We start from the raw sequence: 24644 nt of genomic DNA, 5'->3' as shown, positions 1-24644 counted from the left end.
CCGGTCAGCAAGCGGCGGGAGCCGCTTTCTCTTTCGGTGAGCGGTCTCGCCACTGGCACCGCCGCTGAGGTTCCGCCACTGGCACCGCCACAGAAAGGATCTCCTCAGCCCCGCGCTTCCAGGACGGCGTTGTAGAGGTCCTTCTTGCGGACTCCGGCGAGTTCGGCGACCTCGGCCACCGCGTCCTTGAGCCGCAGGCCGCCGGCGGCGCGTTCCTCCACGCGGGCCACCAGCTCCGCCGGGTCGGTCGAGGTCTCCGCGGCACCGCCGAGCACCACGCTGATCTCGCCGCGCACGCCCCCGGCCGCCCAGGACGCGAGCTCGGCGAGGGTGCCGCGACGGACCTCCTCGTAGGTCTTGGTCAGTTCCCGGCACACCGCGGCGGGACGCTCACCGCCGAGGACCTGCACCGCTTCCGCCAGGGTGTCGGCCAGCCGGTGCGGCGCCTCGAAGAACACGCACGTGCGCTCCTCGGCGACCAGGCGGCCCAGCCAGCGGCGGCGCTCACCGGACTTGCGGGGCGGGAAGCCCTCGAAGCAGAACCGGTCCGACGGCAGTCCGGACACCGCGAGCGCGGTGGTGACCGCGGACGGCCCGGGCAGGCACGTCACCGCCAGGTGCTCCGCGACGCACGCCGTGACCAGCCGGTACCCGGGGTCGGACACGCTCGGCATGCCCGCGTCGGTGACGAGCAGCACGGTGCGGCCCTCCCGCAGCGCGTCGAGCAGCGCCGGGGTGCGCGCGGCCTCGACCGCCTCGTAGTAGCTGACGACCCGCCCGGCCGGGGTGACACCGAGGGAGGCGGCCAGTGCGCGCACCCGCCGGGTGTCCTCGGCGGCGACGACGTCGGCGGATCCGAGCGCGTCGACCAGCCGGGACGAGGCGTCCCGGGCGTCACCGAGCGGAGTGGCGGCGAGCACCAACGTGCCTGGGGCGGGGTCCATGACTCCACAGCGTATTCGCCGCCGCCGGATCGGGGTGCGGCCCGGCCGGTGCCCCTCCCCCTACGATCGGGGCGTGAGCGTCCTCGTCCCCCACCCCGGTGGCCGCCCCGCCGATTCCGAGGAGCCGGTCCGGGTCGGCCGGAAGCCGCCGGCGCGGCGACCGGGCGAGAACGATCCGCGCGTGCTGCTCGACGTGGCGATGCCCACCGACCGGCTGCGCAGCTGGTTGGTCACGGCAGTGATCACGCTGGTCGCAGGCCTGGTGCGGTTCTGGAGCCTCGGTCTGGCCACCGACTACGGCACCCCGGTCTTCGACGAGAAGCACTACGTGCCGCAGGCGTGGCAGATGCTGCGCAACGGCGGCTACGAGGACAACCCGGGCTACGAACTCGTCGCGCACCCGCCGGTCGGCAAGCAGCTGATCGCGATCGGCGAGTGGCTGTTCGGCTACGGCCCGTGGGGCTGGCGGGTGATGGCGGCCCTGTCCGGCACGATCATGGTCCTGCTGATCGTCCGGGTGGCGCGGCGGATGACGCGGTCGACGCTGCTCGGCGCGCTGGCCGGGGTGCTGCTGATCTGCGACGGGCTCAGCCACGTGCAGTCCCGGGTGGGGATGCTCGACATCTTCCAGGCGATGTTCGTGCTGGCCGCGTTCGCGTGCCTGCTGGTCGACCGGGACCAGGTGCGGGAGCGGATGTGGCTGGTCTGCGTGGAGGGCCGCATCGGCGACAGCCGGTGGGGACCGCGCCTGGGCTTCCGCTGGTGGCGGTTCGGCGCCGGGCTGCTGATCGGCCTGGCCTGCGGGGTCAAGTGGAACGGCGTCTACTACATCCTCGCGTTCGGGCTGCTCAGCGTGATCTGGGACGCCCTGGCCCGCCGCTCGGCCGGGGTGCGTCGACCGTGGCTGGCGGCGCTGGTGCGCGACACCGGGCCCGCGCTGTGGTCGCTGCTGGTGATCCCGCTGCTGGTGTACTTCGCGACGTGGGCGGGCTGGTTCGCCAGCGAGACGGCCACCGACCGGCACGCCGTGCTCGTCTCCGACGACGTGGGGTTCGGCTTCCTGCCGGACGCGCTGCGCTCGATGCTCTACTACGAGCTCAACGTGCTCAGCTTCCACGAACACCTGGTGACCCCGGCGAACCCGCACCCGTGGGAGTCGAAGCCGTGGGCGTGGCCGATGGGCATGCGCCCGATGCTCTACTACTACGAATCCGGGGTGCCCGGCTGCGGTCGGGCGAACTGCGTGTCGGCCACGATGCTGATCGGCACCCCGGCGATGTGGTGGCTGGCGCTGCCGGTGGCCGGGTGGGCGGTCTGGCGCACGGTCGCGAGCCTGGACTGGCGCTACGCCGCGGTGCTGGTCGGCTACGGCGCGGGTTACCTGCCGTGGTTTCTGAACCTGGCGCGGCAGATGTACTACTTCTACGCGACGCCGCTGGTGCCGTTCCTGGTGCTGGGCATCGTGCTGGTGCTGGGCGAGGTGTTGGGCACCGCCCGGGACCACTTCGAACGCCGCCGGACGGGACTGCTCGCGGTGGCGCTGTACGTCGGCCTGGTGGTGGCCAACTTCGCGTGGTTGTGGCCGATCCTCAACGGTGACCCGATCACGCAGGAGCACTGGCAGGCCGAGTTGTGGCTGCCGTCCTGGCGCTGACGGGCGGTGCCCGCTCCCGCTACAGCTCGCCGAGCGTCTTGCGCAGCGCGGCGACGGCGTCGACGATCTCCTCCGGCCGCACCGACAGCGGCGGGCGGAACCGCAGCGAGTCGGGGCCGGACGGCAGGAACAGCGTGCGGTGCCGTTCGCGGGCGACGGCCAGCGCGCGGTCCCGCATCGCCGGGTCGCGGAAGCTGATCGCGCACATCAGACCGCGCCCCCGCGCGTCGCGGACCAGCGCCGGGAACTCGGCGACCAGATCGCGCAGCTCGGACAGCAGCACCTCGCCCATCTGGCGGCTGTGCTCGAACAGGCCCTCGCTCTCGACGACCTCCAGGACGCGGGTGGCTCGGACCATGTCGACCAGCGAACCGCCCCAGGTGGAGCTGAGCCGGCTGGCCTCGCGGAAGGCGTTGTCCGGCAGCTCCAGCACCCGACGTCCGCCCATCACCCCGCACACCTGCATGCGCTTGCCGAAGGCCACCAGGTCGGGCTCCAGCCCGAGCGCCTGGTGCGCCCACGCCTGACCGGTCAGCGCCCCGGTCTGCACCTCGTCCGCGACGGTGAGCACGTCGTGCTCGCGGCAGAGTTCCTGCACGGCCCGCAGGAACCGGGGCCGCAGGTGCCGGTCGCCGCCCTCGGCCTGGATCGGTTCGTAGACGAAGCACGCGATCTCCGGTCCGTACCGGCGCAACGCGGCCCGCGCGACGTCCAGGGCGGCGAGCTCCTCGGGCAGCAGTTCCGCGCTCTCCCAGCGCTCCCCGGGTTCGACGGCGGGGCTGGGGATGCGCGGCCAGTCGAACTTCGGGTAGTCGCGGACCTTCGCGGGATCGGTGTTGGTCAGCGACATGGTGTAGCCGCTGCGGCCGTGGAAGGCGTGCTCCAGGTGCATCGCCCGGCTGCCGCGGACGGCGATGCCCGCGCGGGCGTTGACCTTGGTCTTCCAGTCGAAGGCGACCTTCAGCGCGTTCTCCACGGCCAGCGCGCCGCCGTCGATGAAGAACAGCAGCGGCAGCGCGGGGTCGCCGACGACGCGCCGGAACGTCTCGGCGAACCGGGCCTGCTCGACGGTGGCGAAGTCGGGGTTGGACGGCTTGATCCGCCCGGCCCGGACCAGCGCGGCCTCGAACTCGGGCGTGCTCAGCCCGGGGTGGCCGTGACCGAGCGGTGCGGAGCTGAAGAACATCGTCATGTCGAGGTACTCGGTGCCGTCGCGCTGGTCGCGCAGGCGGCATCCGGACCCGGCGTCGAGGTCCACGACGATGTCCATGAGGTCGCCGGTGACGTGCGCGCGCAGCGACGTGACGGCGTCGGCCGCGGAGGTCGGTGCTGGTGCCACGTCTCGGACGGTCTGCTGAGCGGTCATGTCGGCCTCCCGGCATCGCAGGCGGTGTGTCGGCCATCACTGGCGTCAAGGAACAATTACATCAGGAAGTCGTCAGGATTCAATGTTCTTCGGCAAACGCTCCGCTAAGGAGAAAGATTTTCTTTCGGTCGGTCAGTACGATCACGCTCCGCCACGTTGTCACCCGACTGATATGTGTCCTGCATCACTCTTGCCAACCTCGTGCGACGCGGCGCGTCTTCCGAACGGGATCCCGGAACGGATGCACGCAGACAGGGAGATGGACGAGATGAGCAAGCGCAGGAACCTCCGCAAGACCGGTGTGCTGGCCGGGGTCGCGGCTCTCGCGGGGCTCGCCTTCGCCGGAGTGGCCCAGGCGATGCCCGGCGACCACCCGGACTACGACCAGTACTGCAAGGCCGACCAGCTCGACGTGACGATCACGCAGCTGGACCACGCCATGGGCAAGACCGGCGCGGACGTGGTGTTCACCGCGAAGCCGGGGCAGAGCTGCCTGCTGACCGGTGCGCCGGGGCTGACCTTCAAGGACTCCGCGGGCAAGCCGCTCGACATCGCGGCCCGCACCGCCCCGACGCAGGACCAGCCGGTGCGGGTCGACCAGGGCCACCAGGCTTCGGCGGCGTTCAGCTACCGCACCGTCGACATGAACACCGGCCAGCCGCTGACCGGCCCGACCCCGGCGACGGTCGAGGTCGCCCTGCCCGGCCCGACCAACGCGTACACGGTGGACGTGCCGTGGGCGTCGCACACCCAGGTGCCGGGACCGGTCGACGTGACCGCGGTCGCCGCCCGCTGACGCACCTCGATTCGGGCCCCGCCGGAGGCGCGCCGGCGGGGCCCGTTCGCACTCGTGCTCAGTGCCTGTCTTCGAACTTGGTTCCGACAGGGCGGGGTAAGCGGCGCCAGCCGCTTTCTCTGTCGGTGAGTGGTCTCGCAACCGGCACCGCCGCGGGTTCTCCGACGAGCACAGCGGCGCGTCAGCGCCTCGTTGGGGGGCGGTGGTCGGGCGACGGGCGGGCCGCTGAGAGCCTGTCTTTGAACCTGGTACCGAAGGGTTCTCGGCAAGCGGCGCGAGCCGCTTTCTCTTTCGGTGAGCGGTCTCGCAGCTGGCACCGCCGCGGGTTCTCAGCGGTCGTCTCGCGAGGACAGCCCCGACGTGGTGTAGGGGGCTACATGATGTCGGGGCTCCCGGAGCCGAGACGGCCGCTGAGGTTCCGCCACCGGCACAGCCACCCAAAACGAGTTCAAAGACAGGCACTCAGACCGCCGCGGGTTCCCGCCGCGCGGCCCGCACCGCGATCGGCAGCGCGCAGGCCGCGGCGAGCAGCCCGCAGGCGGCGACCGCACCCCAGCCGGAAGAGCCCCACAGCCGGGTGCCCAACCCGGAACCGGCCGCGATGCCGAGGAACCGCGTCACGAAGTAGAGCGTGTTGAGCCTGCTGTGCTCCGCGCTGCCCCGCGAGAACAACAGCGCCTGGCTGACCACCTGGTTGCCCCACACGCCGACGTCGAGCAGCACGGTGCCGACGACGAACCACCACACCGAGCCCTGCCCGACCAGCAGTGCGAGCCACCCGGCGAGCACCGTCGTGATCAGCACCACCTGGCCGGTCCGGGCGCCCCGCCGGTCGGCGAGCCGGCCCGCCATCGGCGAGGTCATGGCGCTGGAGGCGGCCACCAGCCCGAACAACCCGATGACCGCCGGCCCGAACCCGAAGTTCCGGGTCAGCACGAACGACAGGGTGTTCCAGAACGCGCCGAACGCGCAGCCGACGAGCGCCCCGGCCAGGCAGGTCCCGGCCACGCCGCGGTCCCGGAACAACCCGGGCAACGAGCGCAGCAGCACGCCGTAGCGCAGTTCCGGCTCGGTGCCGGGCGCGGACGGCAACCGCAGCACCAGGGCGAGACCGGTGACGATCATCAGCACGACCGAGCACCAGTACACCTGCCGCCAGCCGGCGAACTCGCCGAGCACTCCGGCGTACGCGCGCGAGGCCAGCAACCCGGTCAGCAGGCCCGCTTGCAGGACTCCCACGACCCGACCGGTGCCCTGCCCGCTCAGCGCCACGCCCAGCGGCAGCACCAGCTGCGGAACCGGGGTGAGCAGCCCGATCGCGGCGGAGGCCACGACCAGCCAGGTGATGTTCGGCGCGCTGGCCGCCGCGGCGAGCGCGAGGGTGGTCAGCCCCATCAGCGCGAGGATCAACGGGCGCCGGTCCAACCGGTCGCCCAGCGGCACGAGCAGCAGGATTCCCGCCGCGTAGCCGATCTGGGTCGAGGTCGCGCACAGCCCGGCGGTGGCCTCGGACACCGCGAAGTCGTGGGCGACCTGGTCGAGGACCGGTTGCAGCAGGTAGATGTTCGACGACGTCACCGCGCAGGTGACGGCGAGCAGGATGACGAGAGCACGCACGTGCCGAAAAGCTAACGTCGCGCCGGGCCGGCCGCCGTCGCGTTCGCACCACCCGCTGTCGCGATCGGATCAGGTCTCGAAGTACCGGCTCGGCCGCACCCCGAGCGCCCTGGTGAACATGGCGGTGAAGGCGCTGGGACTGTCGTAGCCCAGTTCCGCCGCGACCTCGGTGACCGGCCGCCGCTCGGCGAGCATCCGCACCGCCGCCAGCAGCAACGCCTGCTGCCGCCACCGGCCGAGGCTGTACCCGGTGGCCTGCCGGAACCGGCGCGCCAGCGTGGTCCGGCTGACGTAGCTCCGCTCGGCCCACTCCTGCAGCGTCCCGGCCTCCCCCGGCCGTTCCGCGATCTCCGCGCAGATCGGGGCGACCAGCGGATCGTCGGGCATCGGCAGGTGCAGCGCCGGGACGGCGACCGGTTCCAGCTCGTCGAGCAGCAACGACAGCACCTTCCCGTCCCGCCCCTCGGCGTCGTGGTCGACGGGGATGCGCGTGGCGGCCTCGATCAACTCCTTCAACAACGCGCTGACGGCCACCACGGTGCACGCCGCGGGCAACCACGGCCGCGCGTCCTGCTCGACGTACAGCGTCCGCATCGTCACCGGTCCGGAGGTCCGCATCGAGTGCCGCACCCCGGCGGGCACCCACACGGCCCGGTTCGGCGGAACCACCCAACTCCCGGCCCCGGTCGTGACGGTGATCGCCCCGCTGGTCCCGTAGATCAGCTGCGCCCGCCGGTGCCGGTGCGGCGCGATCACGTGCCCGTCGGGCAGATCCCGCGCCATCGCCGCGACAGGCCCCGGGGTCACCTGGTAGTCGTCGCGGTCCTCGCTCTTGCCGAACAACGCACCCCCCGGAATCGCACCCGACCAGAAAGTAACCCGGGTGGCCGCACCGCCCCACCACGGGCCCGACTTCGATTCCATTGTGGACAGCGCGTGCGTGCGGGTTCCGGCCGGAACCCGCACGCACGAGTTTCAGTCCCAGCTCAGGGAAGCGCCGGACTGGTACTCGGTGACGCGGGTCTCGAAGAAGTTCTTCTCCTTCTTCAGGTCCATCGCTTCGGACATCCAGGGGAACGGGTTGTCGACCTCGGCGAACACCGGCTCCAGGCCGAGCTGGGCGCAGCGCCGGTTGGTGATGAAGTGCATGTACTGCTCGCACAGCTCGGCGTTGAGGCCGAGGATGCCGCGCGGCATGGTGTCGCGGCCGTAGCCGACCTCCAGTTCGCAGGCTTCGACGAGCATGCCGCGCACCTCCTCCTGGAACTCCCGGCTCCACAGGTGCGGGTTCTCGATCTTGATCTGGTTGATGCAGTCGATGCCGAAGTTCAGGTGGATCGACTCGTCGCGCAGGATGTACTGGTACTGCTCGGCGATGCCCACCATCTTGTTGCGCCGCCCCAGGGCCAGGATCTGCGCGAAGCCGGTGTAGAACCACATGCCCTCGAAGATCACGTAGAAGGCGATGAGGTCGCGCAGGAACGCCTGGTCGCGTTCCGGCCCGCCGGTGGTGAAATCGGGGTTTTCGAGGTTCTGGGTGTAGCGCAGCGCCCAGGAGTCCTTGTCCGCGATCGACGGGATCTCCCGGTAGGCGTTGAACAGCTCGCCCTCGTTCAGCCCCAGGCTTTCGCAGATGTACTGGAACGTGTGGGTGTGCACGGCCTCCTCGAAGGCCTGGCGCAGCAGGTACTGCCTGCACTCGGGGTTGGTGATGTGCCGGTAGACGGCGAGCACGATGTTGTTGGCCACCAACGATTCCGCGGTGGCGAAGAAGCCGAGGTTGCGCTTGAGCATCAGCCGCTCGTCGTCGGTGAGCCCGTCGGGCGACTTCCACAGCGCGATGTCGGCGTGCATGGACACCTCGGTGGGCATCCAGTGGTTGGCGCAGCCGGCGAGGTACTTCTCCCAGGCCCAGCCGTACTTCATCGGCAGCAGCTGGTTCACGTCCGCGCGGGCGTTGATCATGGCCTTGTCGTCGACGTCGACGCGACCGCCGGTGCGGTCGATCTCCCCCAGCCCGGAGGTGTCGACGTGCGTGGGCTCAACAGTCATCTCCGAAATCCCTCGTCGCGTGGTCGGTGGGCCGGACGTGCGCCGGCCGGTGCGGTGCCGCGATGCCCTACTGGCAGGCTTCGCAGTCGGGGTCGTCGATCGAGCACGCGGCGGGCTCGGCGGTCGGCGCCACGGCGGGCACCGCGTTGAGCTTGCCGTCGGTGCCGCGCAGGGTGCTCTTCTCCACCGAGGTCGCGGCGGTGGACCGCAGGTAGTAGGTGGTCTTCAACCCGCTGCGCCAGGCCAGCCGGTAGAGCTCGTCGAGCTTGCGGCCGCTGGGCTCGGCCAGGTACAGGTTCAGCGACTGCGCCTGGTCGATCCACTTCTGCCTGCGCGCGGCGGCGGCGACCAGCCAGTGCGGCTCGATCTCGAAGGCCGTGGCGTAGCGGCGCTTGAGCTCGTCCGGGATGCGGTCGATCGGGCCGAGGACACCGTCGAAGTACTTCAGGTCGGCCACCATCGCCTCGTCCCACAGCCCGGCCCGCTTGAGGTCGGCGACCAGGTGCGGGTTGGCGACGGTGAAGTCGCCGGACATGTTCGACTTGACGTAGAGGTTGCGGTACGGCGGCTCGATCGACTGGTTCACGCCGCAGATGTTGGCGATGGTCGCGGTCGGGGCGATGGCCATCACGTTGGAGTTGCGCATCCCGTCGGCGCGCACCCGCTCCCGCAGCGCCTCCCAGTCCAAAGTGGATGAATAGTCGAACTCGGCGTCACCGCGGGATTCCGCGAGCAGCCGCAGCGAGTCGATCGGCAGGATCCCCCGGCTCCACAGCGAGCCCTCGAACGATTCGTAGCGGCCGCGCTCGGTAGCGAGCTCGCTGGAGGCGGCGATGGCGTGGTAGCTGATCTGCTCCATGCTGCGGTCGGCGAACTCCACCGCCTCCGGCGAGGCCGCCGCCAGCCCCTGCACGACCAGTGCGTCGGCGAAGCCCATCAACCCGAGCCCCACCGGCCGGTGGCGCAGGTTCGAGTTCCGGGCCTCGGGAATGGTGTAGAAGTTGATGTCGATGACGTTGTCCAGCATCCGCACCGCGGTGCGGGTGGTGCGCCGCAGCCGCTCGTGGTCGATGCCGTCGACGGTGACGTGCCGGGCCAGGTTGATCGACCCGAGGTTGCACACCGCGACCTCGTCCTTGCTGGTGTTCAGCGTGATCTCGGTGCACAGGTTCGACGAGTGCACCACTCCGGCGTGCCGCTGCGGGGAGCGCAGGTTGCACGGGTCCTTGAAGGTGATCCACGGGTGCCCGGTCTCGAACAGCATGGTCAGCATCCGCCGCCACAGGTCCACCGCGCGGACCTGCCAGAAGACCTTCAGCTCGCCGCGTTCGGCGGCCCGCTCGTAGTGGCGGTAGCGCTCGGCGAACTCGGTGCCGTAGAGGTCGTGCAGGTCCGGGACCTCGTCCGGGGAGAACAGCGTCCAGGTCTCGTCGGCGTGCACGCGGCGCATGAACTCGTCCGGCACCCAGTTGGCGGTGTTCATGTCGTGGGTGCGCCGCCGGTCGTCACCGGTGTTCTTGCGCAGGTCGAGGAACTCCTCGACGTCGATGTGCCAGGTCTCCAGGTACGCGCAGGCGGCGCCCTTGCGCTTGCCGCCCTGGTTGACCGCCACGGCGGTGTCGTTGGCGATCTTCAGGAACGGCACGAGCCCCTGCGACGTGCCGTTGGTGCCCTTGATGTGCGCTCCCAGGCCGCGCACCGGCGTCCAGTCGTTGCCCAAACCGCCGGAGTACTTCGCCAGCAGCGCGTTGTTGCGGTACGCCTGGAAGATCGAGTCCAGGTCGTCCTCCACTGTGGTCAGGAAGCAGGAGGACAGCTGCGGCCTGGTGGTGCCCGAGTTGAACAGCGTGGGCGTGGAGCACATGAAGTCGAACGACGACAGCAGTTCGTAGAACTCGACGGCGCGGGCTTCCCGGTCGTCCTCGCGCAGCGCCAGCCCCATCGCCACCCGCATGAAGAACGCCTGCGGCAGCTCGAACCGGGTGCCGCGGTGGTGCAGGAAGTAGCGGTCGTAGAGGGTCTGCAAGCCGAGGTAGTCGAAGCTCAGGTCCCGGTCGGCCCGCAGCGCCCGCCCCAGGCGGTCGAGGTCGAACTCGGCGAGCCGCGGGTCCAGCATCTCCAGCTCGACACCGCGGCGCACGTAGTCGGCGAAGTAGGACGGGTAGAGGTCCCGGATCTGCTCCTGGTCGGCCTCCCGCGCCGCACCGGCCAGGTAGGACAGCGCTTCGCCGCGCAGCTTGTCGAGCAGCAGGCGCGCGCTGACCCGGGAGTACTCGGGATCCCGCTCGACGAGGGTGCGCGCGGCCAGCGTCAGCGCCTCGTCGAGTTCGGCGGTGCTCATCCCGTCGTAGAGGTTCTTCCGGGTCTCCTCCAGGACCGGCGCGGGATCCACCTCGTCGAGTCCGGAGCAGGCCTGTTCGGTGATGGTGCGCACGCGCTGCCAGTCCAGCGGCCGCGTCCGGCCGTCGGAGTCGGTGACGGTCAGCTCCGGCGGTTGTGCCGCTTCCGACGCCGATTCGGTTCCGGACGCCGCGCGCCTCGCCTCGGCGCGCTGCTCCCGGTACAGCACGTAGTCCCGGGCGACCTGGTGGTGCCCGCCGCGCATCAGCGCGAGCTCGACCTGGTCCTGGATCTGCTCGATGTGCAGCAGCGTCCCCGGACCCGCGTGCCGCAGCAGGGAGTTCTGCACCTGCTCGGTCAGCTCGGCCACCAAGCGGTGCAGCCGCGACGATGCCGCGGCGCCGCCGCCCTCGACGGCCAGGAACGCCTTCGTCAGCGCGACCGAGATCTTGCCGGGGTCGAACCCGGAAATCGAACCGTCCCGGCGCAGGACTCGGACGTGCGCCGTCTCGGGCCGGTCTGCGGTCGGGGTGCTGGTGGGCGATTCAGCCACGGGACTCCCTCTCCCTCGCGAAGCTCTTACCAGCGCCCGGGGACGCTGGAGGCGCGCGAGGGCGCGCGGCGGCACCGCGACCCGGATTCCCGCCGTCGTCCCTCGTCCGCGTCGGCCCTCCCGCGAGGCCCCGGACACCGCGCACTCTCGTGCGCACACCGATGGCAGGTCTTCGGACTCGCGGGCACCCGGCCTGCACAGGCCGACACCTACTGGCCGTCGCTTCCCAGGCGCCTGCGGCGCCCAGTGCGTGATGACGGCGGTCGTTCCCGCTCACCGCTGCGGGGCAGTCCCGGACTCGCACCGGGTTCCCTCTCACCCCACTGACCCCGTGCAGGGCCAGTGGACCATCAGCGGAACGCATACTACATCTTGTGTCCGGCAGTACTGATCCGCCCCAAGATGCGCGTGTCGCGGAAGATCTCCCGAGAGAGCGGCGGCCCGGCGGACCGGGCGTGAACCCCTGCTCGGACGATGCGGAGCCGTCACCGGAGGCGGACGCTCGTCGATCCGGAGGTCACCGAACTCAGCCGGCAGTTGATTCGGCGCCATTCGCGCCGGGACTGAAGTAGTGGCCCTTGTCGAGGTCCTCGATGAGGCCCGGCTCGGTCGGGGTCCAGCCGGTGACCTGACGGGTGATGGCGTTGGAGACCGGCGTGTCAGGTTTGAGAAACATCCCGAGGAACCCGAAATGCTCGTCGACCTGGTCCATTGGCACCGACTGCACCGGGAGGCCGAGGTGTCGCCCGATGACCTCGGCGATCTCGCGCAGCGAGATCCCCTCCTCAGCCACCGCGTGCAGGTAGCCGCTCGGCGCGACCTCGATGGCCAAGCGGAAGAGCCTGGCGGTGTCGCGGACGTGCACCGCCGACCATCGTGACGACCCATCGCCGGGATAGCCCGAGACGCCCGTTTTGCGGGCGATCTGGATGAGGGCCGGGACGAACCCGTTGTCGCCCTCTCCGTGATTGCTCGGCGCCAGACGGAGCACCAACGGACGCAGGCCCCGATCGGCGAGCGCGAGTGCGGCGTCGTCCGAGGGCTGTCGTGCCGCGATCGGGGCGTCCGCCGACGGCCGATCCCGCTCGGTGGCGGGGATCCCGTTGCGCGCGAGCCCGGCGGTGCCCGTCGCGATCGCGAAGGCGCCCCCGGACGGCAGCGCCTCGCCCATCGCCTCGATCGTCGCGACATCGGCCGCGACGGCGTCCTCCATGCGCCCGGCAAGAGCGAGGTCGACCGGGAACGCCAGGTGGACTACGGCGTCAGACGCCGCGGCAGCGCCGCGCAGCACGTCCAGATCGTCGATGCTGCCGCGCACCTCCGTGGCGCCCGCGGCCTTGACGGCGGCCGCCGACGCCTCCGAACGCGCAAGCCCGGTGACCTCGTGGCCCGCGGCAACGAGCTCCGGAACGACCGCAGAACCGACCCATCCCGACGCACCGGTGACGAAAACCCGCACAGGTAGAACCTCCAGCCTCGTTGCCAGGAGCTGAATCCTCGCCAGCAGCCGTGGGAGCACATCCGAGTTGAGCTGCTCGCGGGCGTTCAGCCGGACCTCACGCGCGCGCCGCGACGCGCGCACTGATGCGGAGTCTAACCACTCTCGCCATCGGAGCAGGCGGAGCTCGTTGGACTGCTCCAGCGTGTCCTGGACGCTCACGACACGGCACGACTCGGGCTTGCGGACTCTTAAGAAAACCCTTTGCACGCAGCAGCCTTCACGCCGGGATTGCTGGAAGGCCCGCCAGGAACACGAAGCCGGCCACACCGACCGCGCCGCGCTCGACGAGCAGCCCACCACACCCGGCCACGCTCACCGAAGTCGCCGACAACATCAACGAGATCATCACCGACGGCACGCGGACCAACGCAAAGCCCTCATCGAAGCCCTGGTACCCAGGTCGAGATCACCGGATCAGACCGGCTCATCCCGGTCTTCCGCATCCCCACCCCGAGAACAACGAAGAGGTGACCGATTTGGTAGGCCCAACGCTTCAGAACACGAACACCAGCGGAGAGCTGGTTCATGAGCAGGCCGGGAACAAAACAAAGGGTGCGGAGCCGACGAAAAACGGCCACCGCACCCTGGGGGTCTACGGGGGCTGGGCCCCCGTAAAGACATCAAGGCTGCGGGAAGATGACCAAAGGTCATCGAACAGCCTCGCCGTGGAGCTGAGGGGAATCGAACCCCTGACCTTCTCGATGCGAACGAGACGCGCTACCAACTGCGCTACAGCCCCTTGTTGAGTGCTGCAAGCAGCTTAGCAATCCACCCGATCAGCACTCACACCCACCCCCCTCTTCACGGCGACGGCCCTACTGACCTGCTGCTCTGCGGTACGGGGCCCAGGCGCGCTCGTCGAGCTCGTCGAACATCGGGTCCTCGTCGTCGATCTCGACGGGCACCGCGTGGCGCATCGGGGCACGGGAACCGCCGCGTCGGGGTTCCGGCTCCTCGTCGACCTCGTCGATGTCGGCGGTCTCCTCGTAGTCGTCGTAGCCCTCCGCCTCGTCGTAGTCGCCCTGCTCGCGGGGAGCGCTCAGCCGCGCCAACCGCCGGGAGCGGACGTCCTCCTCGATGCGGACCTGGCGGCGCAGGTAGACGAGGTAGCCGACCAGCGCGATGTCCGTGATGGCGTGCAGCCACCACAGCCCGGCCCAGACCAGCCCGGCCAGCAGCGCGGTGGTGACCGCCGCCAGCAGCATCGTCACCACGATGCGCTGCCTGCGCGCGTACTTCACGCGCGCGGCGAGCGCGGCCGCCTCCGGGTCGAAACCGCCGCGACCCGGGCGGTAGCGCCGTCCGGCGCGGACGTCGTCGCTGTGCACCTGCCGCCAGGATTCTTCCTGGTACTCGTCGACGTCGACGGCGTCGTCCTGCTCCGTGCCAGGCATGCCGTACGCCTCCTCCACCTCGTCGGTCTCCGCGGCACCGGGTGCCGCCGGTCGCCGGTCGCTTCCCCGCCGGACCACCCTGGCCGCCAGCGCGGAGTCGGTGGTCTTGGACACTTCCTGGCGGCGGCGAGCGAACATCGGGACCAGCACCACCAGCCACGCCGCCGCCAGCGCAGCGAAGATCAAAGAGCTCATGCCTCGCCACCTCCCCCTGGCCGCCGACAGCACACAAGGCTGCTGACGCCACGCTAGTCACAACCGACACTCCTGTCTCGGAGGCGCGCCGGGCTCCGCTGGTTCCGCGGTGCCGGGGAACCACCACGAACAGAGCAGCGAGAACGCCATCGGCACCGCGACGGCCGCTGCCTTACCGCCGAACGGACGTATCCCACCCGTCCTTTCGGGGGTATGGACGGCTTCGCGGCTGGTGACGATCGGTGAGCAAGATCTCGGGAATCACGGCCGGCGGGCGCGACCGGAGCGGACCAGCGCGGCGACCGCGCCGTCCGGGATCTCCTCGGCGGTGACCGCGTAGACGTAGTGATCGCGCCAGGCACCGGCCACGTCGAGGTAGCGGCGGAACAACCCCTCGCGCCGGAAACCGGACTTCTCCAGCACCCGCACGCTCGGCTCGTTCTCCGGGCGGACGGTGGCCTCCAGGCGGTGCAGGCCGACCGGCCCGAAGCAGTGGTCGACGGCCAGGGCGACGGCGGCGGTGGCGACCCCGCCGCCGGCCAGCGCCTCGGTCACCCAGTAGCCGATCCAGGCCGAACGCAGCGCGCCGCGCACGATGTTGCCGACGGTGAGCTGCCCGGCGAACTCGCCGTCCACGGTGAGCGTGAACGGCAGCGCGACGCCGCGCCGCGCCATGCCGCGCAGCGCGCTCCACTGCGCGGGCCAGGCCATGACCGCGTTGCGCTCCTGCCAGCTCCCGACCGCGGTGGGCTCCCAGCGTTGCAGGTAGTTCCGGTCTCGCAGCCGGATGCGGCTCCACGCCGACGCGTCGCGCAGCCGGGGCGGGCGCAACGACACCGCACCGCGCTCGGTCAGCAGCGGCCCGAGCCGGGCCGGCCAGCCCGGGTGGCGTCCGAGCGGGAACTGCTCGGCGTCGGCGGAGTCCATCGGCCCCTCACGCGCGTTGGGACAGGAACCGGACCTGCACGTCCTCGCCCGCGGCCACCTCGGTCACGTCGTCGTCCACCACGATCAGGCAGTTCGCCTCGGCCAGCGACGCCAGCAGGTGCGAGCCCGAGGTCCCCACGGGCTGCACCAGGTAGGCGCCGTTGTCGGGATCGCGCAGCAGTTGCCCGCGCAGGTAACCGCGCCTGCCCTTGGTCGACGCGATCGGCGACAGCAGGCTCGCCGAGACGGTGCGCCGGTGCGGGTTGCTCTTGCCGAGCGCGGAACGGATCAGCGGCCGCACCAGCACCTCGAAGACGACCAGCGCGCTCACCGGGTTGCGGGGCAGCACGAAGGTCGGGATGCGGTCGGGCCCCAGCCGTCCGAACCCCTGGACGGAGCCGGGGTGCATGGCGACCCGCGTGGTGTCCAGCTCGCCGAGATCGGCCAGCGCCGCCCGGACCTCGTCCCCGGCCTCACCGCCGGCACCACCGGCGATGATCACGATCTCGGACAGCAGCAGCCGCCCCTCGACGACCTCGCGCAGCCGCCGCGAGTCGCCGCTGACGATGCCCACGCGGGCCACCTCAGCGCCCGCATCGCGGGCGGCGGCGGCCAGCGCGTAGGAGTTGACGTCGTAGACCTGCCCCTGACCGGGCGTGCGGTCGACGTCGACGAGTTCGTCGCCGACGCAGATCACCGAGACCCGGGGGCGCGGGTGCACCAGCACCTTGTTGCGGCCGACCGCGGCGAGCAGGCCGACCTGGGCCGATCCGATCGGGGCGCCGCGGCGGACCGCGACGTCCCCGGTCTGCACGTCCTCGCCGGTGCGACGGACGAACGCCGCGGACGGCACCGGCTGCCGCACGGTCACCTTCGCGGGGTGCTGGTCGGTGTGGTCCAGCGGGACCACGGCGTCGGCCAGCGTGGGCATCGGCGCGCCGGTGGCGACCCGGACCGCCTGCCCCGGCTGCAGGCGGCGCGGCTGGCGCGAACCCGCCTGGATCTCCCCCACCACCGGGAGCACGGTCGACTCGTCGACGGCGCCCTGCACATCGACGCTGCGCACCGCGTAGCCGTCCACGGCCGCCTGGTCGAAACCGGGCAGCGCCTGCTCGGCGACGACTTCCTCGGCGCACAGCAGTCCCTGCGCCTCGGAGATCGCCACCCGCACCGGCGCGGGCCGGACGGCTGCCGTGAGTACGCGCGCGAGCTGCTCGTCCACTGACCTCATGGCTGTCGACCTCTCCCCGCAGGCGGCGAGCCGACGCGTGCGATCAGCTTCGGCTCATCCGCTCGACGAGCCAGTCCCGCAGGTCCGGCCCGTACTCTGGATCCTCCAGCGCGAAGTCCACCGCAGCTTTGAGGAAACCGCCAGGATTTCCCAAGTCGTGTCGCCCACCACGATGGACGACGGTGTGGACCGGGTGGCCTTCGGAGATCAACAACGCTACGGCATCGGTCAGCTGGAGTTCACCGCCGGCACCGGGCTCGATGCGCTTGAGCGCGTCGAACACCTGGCGGTCGAGCAGGTAGCGACCCGCGGCGGCCAGGCTCGACGGGGCTTCTTCCGGGGCGGGCTTCTCGACCATGCCCCGCACCCGCTTCACGTCGTCCTCGTCGGTGTCGTCGACCTCGAAGACCCCGTAGGAGGAGGTCTGCTGCGGCGGCACCTCGAACGCGCACAGCACGCTGCCGCCGTGCTTGGCGCGCACCTCGGCCATCCTGCCGAGCACTCCGCGCGGCAGCACGAGGTCGTCGGGGAGCAGCACGGCGACCGCGTCGTCGGCGTCGGTCAACTTCGGTTCCGCGCAGCCCACGGCGTGCCCCAGCCCCAGCGCCCTGTCCTGCACGGCGGTCTCGGCCTCGATCAGCGCGGGCCCGCGGCGCACCTTGTCGAGGAGGTCCTTCTTCCCGCGCTCCTCCAGGGTGCGTTCGAGCTCGGGCTGCGGGCGGAAGTACTCGGTCACCGCCTGCTTGTCCGGCGAGGTCACGATGACGAGCCGCTCGGCGCCGGCCGCGGCGGCCTCGGAGGCAACCAGTTCGATCCCCGGGGTGTCCACCACCGGGAGCAATTCCTTGGGCACCGCCTTGGTCGTCGGCAGGAAGCGGGTGCCCAGACCGGCGGCGGGCACGATCGCAGTGCGGAACGCTGGGGGGCTGCTCATGGCCGTCAAGCCTATCGGGCATCCCTAAAGTGAGTCTGTGAGCTCTCTGGGAGAAACGTGGACGACCAAGGTCGAATGGCGGCGTGCGCTGCGGCGACGGCGCCGCGAGCTGGCCGGAACCACACGTTCGGCCGAGGACCGGGCGCTGCGCGGGGCGCTGCTGAGCTGGCTGCGCGAGCGCGGCATTCGCACGGTCTGCGGATACGTCCCGGTGCGCGGTGAGCCGGGATCACCGGAGACGCTCGACGCGGTGCTGGCCGAGGGCTGCCGGGTGCTGCTGCCGGTCGTGGTGGGCGCCGAGCCGCTGGACTGGGCCGACTACACCGGCCCGGACTCGCTGCGCCCCGCCGACCTCGGACTGCTGGAGCCGGCCGGCCCCCGCCTCGGGCAACGGGGGATCGCCGAGGCGGACGCGGTGCTGATCCCGGCGTTGGCGGTCGACCACCGGGGGATCCGGCTGGGGCAGGGCGGCGGGCACTACGACCGGTCGTTGCCGCTGGCCGCCCCGGGTGCGCTGCTGGTGGGAGTCGTCCGCGATGAGGAGTTCGTGGCGCAGCTGCCCGACGAGCCGCACGACGTGCGGCTGGACGCCGTCCTGACGCCGGAGCGCGGGGTCGTGCCGCTGCCGGTTGTGACATAAGAGTGTTTGCGCTGGGCACCTGTTGTGACGCATCATCGAGTTAGCACTCGGTATGCTGGAGTGCCAAAACCTGAGACTGCCGGAGGTTGACGGCCGTGCCCACCTACCAGTACGCATGCACCGAATGCGACCACCGCTTCGAGGCGGTGCAGTCGTTCAGCGAGGACTCGCTGACCGAGTGCCCGGAGTGCACCGGTCGCCTCCGCAAGCTGTTCAACGCCGTGGGCATCGTCTTCAAGGGCAGCGGTTTCTACCGCACCGACAGCCGTTCCTCGGGTTCGTCGTCGAGCACGACGTCGAACTCCGGGTCGTCCTCGAACGGCTCCTCGTCCAGCGGATCGTCGTCCGGCGGCTCCTCGTCGGGGGGATCGTCGGACTCCGGCTCGTCGAGCTCGTCGACCCCGGCGGCCGCGGCTTCCTGACCCGACCTCCGCGACCTCCGGCCGAGGCCGCCACGAACGCCGATCGCGCAACGCGCGGTCGGCGTTTTCGCATGCCCGGCCTTCCCAGCACGTGCCCCGACCGGAGCAGCCGAGTTGTCCACAGCGGACCCGGTTGTCCACAGATTCCGATATTGACCCTGTTGCCGGGTTTTCGGCCTGCCTAGCGTCGATGTCGATCGACTTTTCCGGCATGACGGGAGAAGACCCATGGCACGGCAGGACATCCGGCTCGACCCGACCGTCCACGATCGACTCCGCGCCCTGCTGCGGTTCACCCGCGGCGCCCGGGCGCTCGCACTGCGCAGGATCGCCGCGGTGCTGCTGCTCCTGCTCGCCTTCGCCCTGGCCCTGCTACCGCGGCCTGCGGAGACGCGGACGACGCGCCTGGCTGAACAACACGTGGACCTCGTCACAACATTAACTCGATCGTGCCTTAAATCCGGTGACGGCGAGCAGTCCTGCCGTCCGCTCCCCGTTCTCGTCGAAAAGCGTCCCCACCAGCGGGAACGGGCTCACCGGACGATCCCCTCGGCCGGGTCGCCGAGGGACGCCGCAGGTCATTCGACCGGGGCTTCGACAGCTACCCTCCGCCGGGTACCTGTCACGCGCTGGTCCCCGGCAGATCCGGCGCGTCATCCGTCCGGGATCCCTCCTGGCAACACCCCTGGGAAAGGAGCTTGAGCGTGCTCAAGGGCTTCAAGGACTTCCTGATGCGCGGCAACGTGATCGACCTGGCGGTCGCGGTCGTGGTCGGAAGCGCGTTCACCGCCATGGTCACGGCGTTCACCACCAACATCATCAAGCCGGTGATCGCGGCGACCGGTGGCGGGAAGGTGACCGGTCTGAGCATCCAGCTGCGTGCGGGCAACGAGGCGTCGATCATCGACTTCGCGTCCGTGATCAACGCCTTCATCACGTTCTTCATGACCGCCGCGGTGGTGTACTTCCTGTTCGTCGTGCCGATGAAGAAGATCCAGGAGCGGCGCAAGAAGGACGACGAGGAAATCGACCCGACCGACGTCGAGCTGCTCACCGAGATCCGCGACCTGCTCCGCCGGCAGCAGGGTCTGCCCAAGGTCACCGGCCTGGCCAGCGACGAGGACGAGACGACCGCGAAGGTCGACGCCAAGGTGGAGGCCACCACCGACGGGCACAGCAAGAACTGACGTCCGTCACCGGTCGTGGTGCGGCGGACGGTTCTCCCGGTACCAGCGGTCGGAGTCGGGGGCGGGAGCGCGGTCCGGCCGGTCGTCGGAAGTGGCGTCCGGCAGCACGTCGCCGAAGATCTCGGCGAGCCTGCGCCGCCGCTCGGCCTCGCCGGCACGTCGTTTCGGACGCTGTTCGCTCACGGTTCCATCGTCCCCCACGCCCGGCCGCGCATCGGCGACGGGCGGCCACCGACCCGAACTCAGCGCATGTGATGTGGGCTACAGTGTTCGTGTCGGCGGGTCAGGTCCGCGGTCGCCGACACGTCTCGGCGAAGCAGCGGCCGGAGGAGGCAGGGCGATGAGTTTCCTCGACAAGGCCAAGGAGATGGCGCAGCAGGCGCGCAGCAGGGCCGGGGAGATGGCCGAGAAGGCGGGCCCCAGCGCGGCCAAGGGACTCGATGCCGCGAAGTCGCGTCTGGACAAGGCCACCGGCGGCAAGTACCACGACAAGCTGGAAAACGTCAGCAACAAGGTCGAGGGCCTGCTCAAGCGGGACCAGCGCCCCGGTGGCCCCGAGGCGAGCTGACCGGCGGCCAACGGCCCGAGATACCTGAACGTGCGCACACGCGACGGTGGCGGCCCCTTCCGGGTGCCGCCACCGTCGTCGTTCGGGGCCTCGTCAGGCCGTTTCGAGCCCGGACAGCTGCTCGATCACGTGGGTGACCAGCGGCGTCAGCGTCGCCATGCCGTCGCGCACCGCAGCGCGGGACCCCGCGAGATTGACCACGAGGGTGCTGCCGGAGACCCCGACCAGACCGCGCGACACCCCGGCGTCGACCGCGCCCGCCGCCAGGCCCGAGGCGCGCAGCGCCTCCGCGATGCCCGGGATGGGCCGGTCCAGCACGCCCGCGGTGGCGTCCGGTGTGACATCGCGCGGCGACACCCCGGTGCCGCCCACGGTGATCACCACGTCCACCCCGCCGATGACGGCGGTGTTCAGCGCATTGCGGATGTCCACCGTCTCCCCGGCCACCGCGACGGTGCCGTCGACGATGAAACCGGCTTCCTCCAGCAGCTCGGTCACCAGCGGACCGATGCTGTCCTCCTGCTCACCCTGGGCGACCCGGTCGTCGACGACGACCACCAGAGCCCGCCCCAACCGCTGTGCGCTGCGTTCCATGCCGGTAACCGTAGTGGCAAGCTGCTGGCCGGTCAGACCCAGTGAAGCGACTAGTTCCGCGGAATCGGTCAGATCGACCAAACGCCGCGCCCGCCCGGGCTCGACGGTGCCGGTCGTATCGGACACTGCTCCTCCCCAGTTCTGCACGTGTGGATCGCGTCGACTTCTCGTCGGTGCGCTCTGGACGAACGCACCGACCGGCCGCGCCGAGCGACGCGGAGGGGGCGAGCCACCCGGTGCGGCCGGTGGTGACCACGGCCGAGGTCATCGGCCGCGAGTTCGGATGCCAGTCGCGGCGCGGACCCCGCCGCCGCTCGGACTTACTGGCCCTTGTCGCCGTTCAGCGTCGCCTGGACCGTGCGGTCGCCGCCGACGCCGCTGATCGTCAGCGTGACCTTGTCGCCCGGGCTGTGGGTGCGGACCGCGGCGACCAGGCCGTCCATGTCCTGGACGACGCGGTCGTCGACCTTCGTCACCAGGTCGCCGGGCTTGAGGCCCGCCTTCTCGGCGGCCCCGCCGGGCACGACGTTGTGGATGTAGGCCCCGGGCTGCGGACCGTTCGTGACCGTGACGCCGAGCGAAGCGTGCGTGGCCGAACCGGTGTTCTTCAGCTCCTGAGCGACGCGCTTGGCCTGGTCGACCGGGATCGCGAAGCCGAGTCCGACCGAACCGCCCTGCTCCTGGCCGGAGCCCGGGCTGTAGATCGCGGAGTTGATGCCCACCACACGGCCGTCCATGTCGACCAGCGGGCCACCGGAGTTGCCCGGGTTGATCGCCGCGTCGGTCTGCAGCGCGTTGAGCACGCTCGACTGGTCGCCGTTCTCCCCGCCGGCCCGCACCGGCCGGTCCTTGGCGCTGATGATCCCGCTGGTCACCGTGCCGGACAGGCCGAACGGCGAGCCGATCGCCACCACCGGGGCGCCGACCGCGAGGTCGTCGCTGCGGCCCAGTTCGGCCGGGGTGAGCCCGGTGATGTCGGCCTTGACCACGGCCAGGTCGGAGTCCGGGTCGGTGCCGATGACCCGCACCGAGGCGGTGCGGTTGTCGTTGAACGTCGCGGTGATCCGGCCGCCCTGACCGGCGCTGGCCACCACGTGGTTGTTGGTCAGGATGTAGCCGTCGCTGCTCAGCACGATGCCGGAGCCCTCACCCGAGCCGCCGAACGACGCGACCTGCAACTGGACGACGCTGGGCAGCACCTTCTGCGCGACCTGCTGCACCGACCCCTGCGGCGCGGTGCTCGCGCTGCGCGCGGGTGCCGGTTGGTCCAGCGCCGTGACGCTGGAGCTCCCGCCCCCGCCGAGCTGGTACCCGACGTAGCCACCGACACCGCCGCCGATGAGCCCGGCCGCCAGCGCGAGCACCGCGGCGCCCGCGACCAGGCTGTTGCGCCGACGCGGCGCGCCGTGCTCGCTCTGCACCGGGGGCATCGCGCCGTAACCCGGGTTCCACGCCTGCGACTGGCCCTGGTACGGGTGCTGCTGCGTCTGGAACTGCTGCGTCGAGTACGGCGGGAAGTGCTGCTGCGCGGTCTGTTCCGGCCCGCCCTGCTGGTGGGGCTGGTCCTGCTGCGGCGGCACCCCGGCGGCTGGCGTGTCACCGGCGCTCGCGGCGTGGCCGCCCTGGGCCTGCGATTGCGGTTCTTCCGGCTGGTTGCCGGACGATCCCGGGGTGTTGTCGGTCATGGTTCCACTCTGCGTCGACGAGCTGAGAAGTGCCTGAGACCCGGCTTGGAAGCTCCCGCGAACCGACGGGCCGTGCCCGAGATCACCGGCGCAACCGGTCCGCGATCTGCTCCGGGGTGACGTCGTTGACCCACACTGCCATGCCGGACTCCGAGCCCGCCAGGTACTTGAGCTTGTCCGCCGACCTGCGGATCGAGAAGACCTGCAGGTGCAGCCAGGACAGGTCGCGGCCGGTGCGCACCGGCGCCTGGTGCCAGGCGGCGATGTAGGGCAGCGGGCGCTCGTACAGCCCGTCCAGCCGGCGCAGGACGTCGAGGTAGGTGACGGCGAAGTCGTCGCGCTCGGCGTCGGTGAGCGCCGGGATGTCCGGCACCTGGCGGTGCGGCACGACGTGCACCTCGACCGGCCAGCGGGCCGCGGCGGGCACGAAAGCGGTCCAGTGCTCGGATTCGACGACGACGCGGCGGCCGTCGGCCCGCTCGGCGGCCAGCACGTCGCCGAGCACGTGGCCGCCGTGCCGGGCCCGGTACTCCTCCGCGGTGCGCAGCATCCGCTCGGTCTTCGGCGTCACGAACGGGTACCCGTAGATCTGGCCGTGCGGGTGGTGCAGCGTGACGCCGATCTCCTCGCCGCGGTTCTCGAAGCAGAAGACCTGCTCGACACCGGGCGCGGCGCCGATCTCGGCGGTGCGGTCGGCCCACACGTCGACCACGGTCCGCGCCCGCTCCGGGCTGAGCGCGGCGAACGAGGAGTTGTGGTCGGCGGTGAAGCACACCACCTCGCAACGCCCGCGCGCCGGCGCGGACGGCACCATCGGCATTCCTTCCACTGTGGACGGCTCTCCCGGAACCTCTTGCGCGAACGAGGGGAACTGGTTCTCGAAGACGACCACGTCGTAGTCGGACTCGGGGATCTCGGTCGGACGCCCGGGCGTGCTGGGACACAGTGGACAGAGCTCGGCCGGGGGCTTGTAGGTGCGGGTCTGGCGGTGCGCCGCGATCGCGACCCACTCACCGGTCAACGGGTCGCGGCGCACCTCCGAGGCGGGCGCCTGCGGCGGCAGGTCCCGGGTGTCCTCGGCGGTGCGCGCCGCCACCGGATCGGTGTCGAAGTAGATGATCTCCCGACCGTCGGCCAGGTGCCCAGCCGTGCGCTTCATCACTCGTCCTCCCCGTCCCGCCGGTCGGCGCCGATCTCGGCCAGCAACAGCTCCACGTGCTCGGACAGCACCCGCCGCGCCTCGGCGGGCAGGCCGTCGTCGCTGATCAGCAGGTCCACCTCGTCGAAGTCGACGATCGTCGAGATGCCCACGGTCGACCACTTGGAGCTGTCCGCGACCACCACCAGCCGACCCGCCGCCTCGGCCAGCGCGCGGTTGGTCTCGCTCTCGTTCAGGTTCGGCGTGGTGAAGCCGGCCCGCTCGGCCATCCCGTGCACGCCCAGGAAGACCAGGTCGAGGTGCAGCGAGCGCAGCGACTGCACCGCGACCGGGCCGACCAGCGCGTCCGACGGGGTGCGCACTCCCCCGGTCAGCACCACGGTGCGGTCGGCGCGACCGCGCTGTTGCAGCGCGTCGGCGACGCGCACCGAGTTCGTCACCACGGTCAGATCGGCGACGTCGTCGAGGTGCCGTGCCAGCGTCCAGGTCGTGGTGCCCGCGGACAGGCCGATCGCCGTGCCCGGCCGCACCTGCTGCGCGGCGAGCCGGGCGATCGCCTCCTTCTCGGCGAGCTGGCGGACCGACTTGGCCTCGAAGCCGGGTTCGTCCGTGCTGCGCCCGATCGTCGACGTCGCGCCGCCGTAGACCTTCTCCACCAGACCGCGGCGCGCCAGGGCGTCCAGGTCCCGGCGGATCGTCATGTCCGACACGCCGAGCCGCGCCACCAGGTCGCTGACCTGCACGGCTCCGGTGCGCCGGATCTCGTCGAGGATCACGTCCTGGCGTTGCCGAGCGAGCACTGCACCCATCCCGTTCCCGAAACCACTTGACACATCAAGTCAACACGAAACAACACTACCCGCACAGGTGTACGGGAAAACAGCG

23 protein-coding genes, 1 tRNA gene and 1 riboswitch are annotated in these 24644 nt (G+C 70.9%); of the genes, 6 read left to right on the top strand and 18 right to left on the bottom strand.

What is annotated here, in order from left to right:
* Positions 1 to 104: 104 nt before the first annotated feature.
* Complete coding sequence (rsmI, locus tag NV263_RS03240) at positions 105 to 944, bottom strand: 16S rRNA (cytidine(1402)-2'-O)-methyltransferase (RefSeq protein WP_263250942.1); 840 nt, start codon at positions 942 to 944, stop codon at positions 105 to 107.
* 73 nt (positions 945 to 1017) lie between these two features.
* Between rsmI and NV263_RS03235 the strand changes: the two genes are divergently transcribed.
* Positions 1018 to 2598: a dolichyl-phosphate-mannose--protein mannosyltransferase gene (locus NV263_RS03235; protein ID WP_380756739.1), complete on the top strand. Its 1581-nt coding sequence runs from the start codon at positions 1018 to 1020 to the stop codon at positions 2596 to 2598.
* Positions 2599 to 2617: 19 nt separating this feature from the next.
* Here NV263_RS03235 and lat read toward each other — a convergent pair whose 3' ends face one another.
* Entirely contained in the window at positions 2618 to 3964 is a 1347-nt protein-coding gene (lat, locus tag NV263_RS03230) for an L-lysine 6-transaminase (RefSeq protein WP_263250941.1), read from the bottom strand.
* 241 nt (positions 3965 to 4205) lie between these two features.
* On the opposite strand from lat, the gene NV263_RS03225 reads away from it, so the two are divergent.
* Positions 4206 to 4760: a DUF4232 domain-containing protein gene (locus tag NV263_RS03225; RefSeq protein ID WP_263250939.1), complete on the top strand. Its 555-nt coding sequence runs from the start codon at positions 4206 to 4208 to the stop codon at positions 4758 to 4760.
* Positions 4761 to 5222: 462 nt separating this feature from the next.
* Here NV263_RS03225 and NV263_RS03220 read toward each other — a convergent pair whose 3' ends face one another.
* The 11 genes from NV263_RS03220 to NV263_RS03170 all read right to left on the bottom strand — a co-directional run bounded on the left by NV263_RS03220 (position 5223) and on the right by NV263_RS03170 (position 17504).
* Positions 5223 to 6377 carry an MFS transporter gene (locus NV263_RS03220; protein WP_263250938.1) on the bottom strand — a complete coding sequence of 385 codons (1155 nt, stop codon included), beginning with the start codon at positions 6375 to 6377 and terminating at the stop codon, positions 5223 to 5225.
* 69 nt (positions 6378 to 6446) lie between these two features.
* Entirely contained in the window at positions 6447 to 7220 is a 774-nt protein-coding gene (locus NV263_RS03215; RefSeq protein ID WP_263250936.1) for an AraC family transcriptional regulator, read from the bottom strand.
* A 132-nt stretch (positions 7221 to 7352) separates the two neighbouring features.
* Complete coding sequence (locus tag NV263_RS03210) at positions 7353 to 8429, bottom strand: ribonucleotide-diphosphate reductase subunit beta (RefSeq protein ID WP_263250935.1); 1077 nt, start codon at positions 8427 to 8429, stop codon at positions 7353 to 7355.
* Positions 8430 to 8496: 67 nt separating this feature from the next.
* Positions 8497 to 11322 carry a ribonucleoside-diphosphate reductase subunit alpha gene (locus NV263_RS03205; protein WP_263250934.1) on the bottom strand — a complete coding sequence of 942 codons (2826 nt, stop codon included), beginning with the start codon at positions 11320 to 11322 and terminating at the stop codon, positions 8497 to 8499.
* A 146-nt stretch (positions 11323 to 11468) separates the two neighbouring features.
* A riboswitch (cobalamin riboswitch) is annotated at positions 11469 to 11689 on the bottom strand.
* A gap of 159 nt (positions 11690 to 11848) precedes the next feature.
* Entirely contained in the window at positions 11849 to 12781 is a 933-nt protein-coding gene (locus tag NV263_RS03200; protein ID WP_263254027.1) for an SDR family oxidoreductase, read from the bottom strand.
* 259 nt (positions 12782 to 13040) lie between these two features.
* Positions 13041 to 13190 carry a hypothetical protein gene (locus tag NV263_RS03195; protein WP_263250933.1) on the bottom strand — a complete coding sequence of 50 codons (150 nt, stop codon included), beginning with the start codon at positions 13188 to 13190 and terminating at the stop codon, positions 13041 to 13043.
* 299 nt (positions 13191 to 13489) lie between these two features.
* A tRNA-Ala gene (locus NV263_RS03190) sits at positions 13490 to 13562 on the bottom strand.
* Positions 13563 to 13638: 76 nt separating this feature from the next.
* Entirely contained in the window at positions 13639 to 14412 is a 774-nt protein-coding gene (gene sepX / locus NV263_RS03185) for a divisome protein SepX/GlpR (RefSeq protein ID WP_263250932.1), read from the bottom strand.
* 261 nt (positions 14413 to 14673) lie between these two features.
* Complete coding sequence (locus tag NV263_RS03180) at positions 14674 to 15339, bottom strand: GNAT family N-acetyltransferase (protein WP_263250931.1); 666 nt, start codon at positions 15337 to 15339, stop codon at positions 14674 to 14676.
* Between the two features lie 7 nt (positions 15340 to 15346).
* Complete coding sequence (gene glp, locus NV263_RS03175; RefSeq protein WP_263250929.1) at positions 15347 to 16570, bottom strand: molybdotransferase-like divisome protein Glp; 1224 nt, start codon at positions 16568 to 16570, stop codon at positions 15347 to 15349.
* Positions 16571 to 16613: 43 nt separating this feature from the next.
* Positions 16614 to 17504: a UTP--glucose-1-phosphate uridylyltransferase gene (locus NV263_RS03170; RefSeq protein ID WP_263250928.1), complete on the bottom strand. Its 891-nt coding sequence runs from the start codon at positions 17502 to 17504 to the stop codon at positions 16614 to 16616.
* Positions 17505 to 17541: 37 nt separating this feature from the next.
* Here NV263_RS03170 and NV263_RS03165 point away from each other — a divergent pair, with 37 nt between their 5' ends.
* From NV263_RS03165 to mscL, 3 genes are all read left to right on the top strand, one after another.
* Positions 17542 to 18144 (top strand): 5-formyltetrahydrofolate cyclo-ligase, encoded by a 603-nt coding sequence (locus NV263_RS03165; RefSeq protein WP_263250927.1) that lies wholly within the window; start codon positions 17542 to 17544, stop codon positions 18142 to 18144.
* Between the two features lie 95 nt (positions 18145 to 18239).
* Positions 18240 to 18566, top strand: coding sequence for an FmdB family zinc ribbon protein (locus NV263_RS03160; RefSeq protein ID WP_263250926.1), 327 nt, complete (start codon positions 18240 to 18242; stop codon positions 18564 to 18566).
* A 704-nt stretch (positions 18567 to 19270) separates the two neighbouring features.
* Positions 19271 to 19753 (top strand): large conductance mechanosensitive channel protein MscL, encoded by a 483-nt coding sequence (gene mscL, locus NV263_RS03155; RefSeq protein ID WP_263254026.1) that lies wholly within the window; start codon positions 19271 to 19273, stop codon positions 19751 to 19753.
* A 6-nt stretch (positions 19754 to 19759) separates the two neighbouring features.
* Here mscL and NV263_RS03150 read toward each other — a convergent pair whose 3' ends face one another.
* Positions 19760 to 19936: a hypothetical protein gene (locus NV263_RS03150; protein WP_263250924.1), complete on the bottom strand. Its 177-nt coding sequence runs from the start codon at positions 19934 to 19936 to the stop codon at positions 19760 to 19762.
* 157 nt (positions 19937 to 20093) lie between these two features.
* On the opposite strand from NV263_RS03150, the gene NV263_RS03145 reads away from it, so the two are divergent.
* Entirely contained in the window at positions 20094 to 20321 is a 228-nt protein-coding gene (locus NV263_RS03145; protein ID WP_263250923.1) for an antitoxin, read from the top strand.
* 93 nt (positions 20322 to 20414) lie between these two features.
* On the opposite strand, the gene NV263_RS03140 is transcribed toward NV263_RS03145, so the two are convergent.
* The 4 genes from NV263_RS03140 to NV263_RS03125 all read right to left on the bottom strand — a co-directional run bounded on the left by NV263_RS03140 (position 20415) and on the right by NV263_RS03125 (position 24559).
* Positions 20415 to 20915, bottom strand: coding sequence for a MogA/MoaB family molybdenum cofactor biosynthesis protein (locus NV263_RS03140; RefSeq protein WP_263250922.1), 501 nt, complete (start codon positions 20913 to 20915; stop codon positions 20415 to 20417).
* 320 nt (positions 20916 to 21235) lie between these two features.
* Entirely contained in the window at positions 21236 to 22600 is a 1365-nt protein-coding gene (locus NV263_RS03135; protein ID WP_263250920.1) for a S1C family serine protease, read from the bottom strand.
* 82 nt (positions 22601 to 22682) lie between these two features.
* The gene (galT, locus tag NV263_RS03130) at positions 22683 to 23759 is read right to left on the bottom strand and encodes a galactose-1-phosphate uridylyltransferase (RefSeq protein WP_263250919.1); all 1077 of its coding nucleotides are present in this window, start codon (positions 23757 to 23759) and stop codon (positions 22683 to 22685) included.
* A complete protein-coding gene (locus NV263_RS03125; RefSeq protein ID WP_263250918.1) occupies positions 23759 to 24559 on the bottom strand; it encodes a DeoR/GlpR family DNA-binding transcription regulator in 801 nt (266 codons plus the stop codon). The genes galT and NV263_RS03125 overlap by 1 nt, the downstream gene beginning before the upstream one ends.
* Positions 24560 to 24644: the final 85 nt, after the last annotated feature.

It is taken from the genome of Saccharopolyspora rosea, from assembly GCF_025643595.1.
GTDB lineage: Bacteria > Actinomycetota > Actinomycetes > Mycobacteriales > Pseudonocardiaceae > Saccharopolyspora > Saccharopolyspora rosea.
Note: the sequence above shows the minus strand (reverse complement) of the source record. Positions and strands in the feature narration are given on the sequence as shown.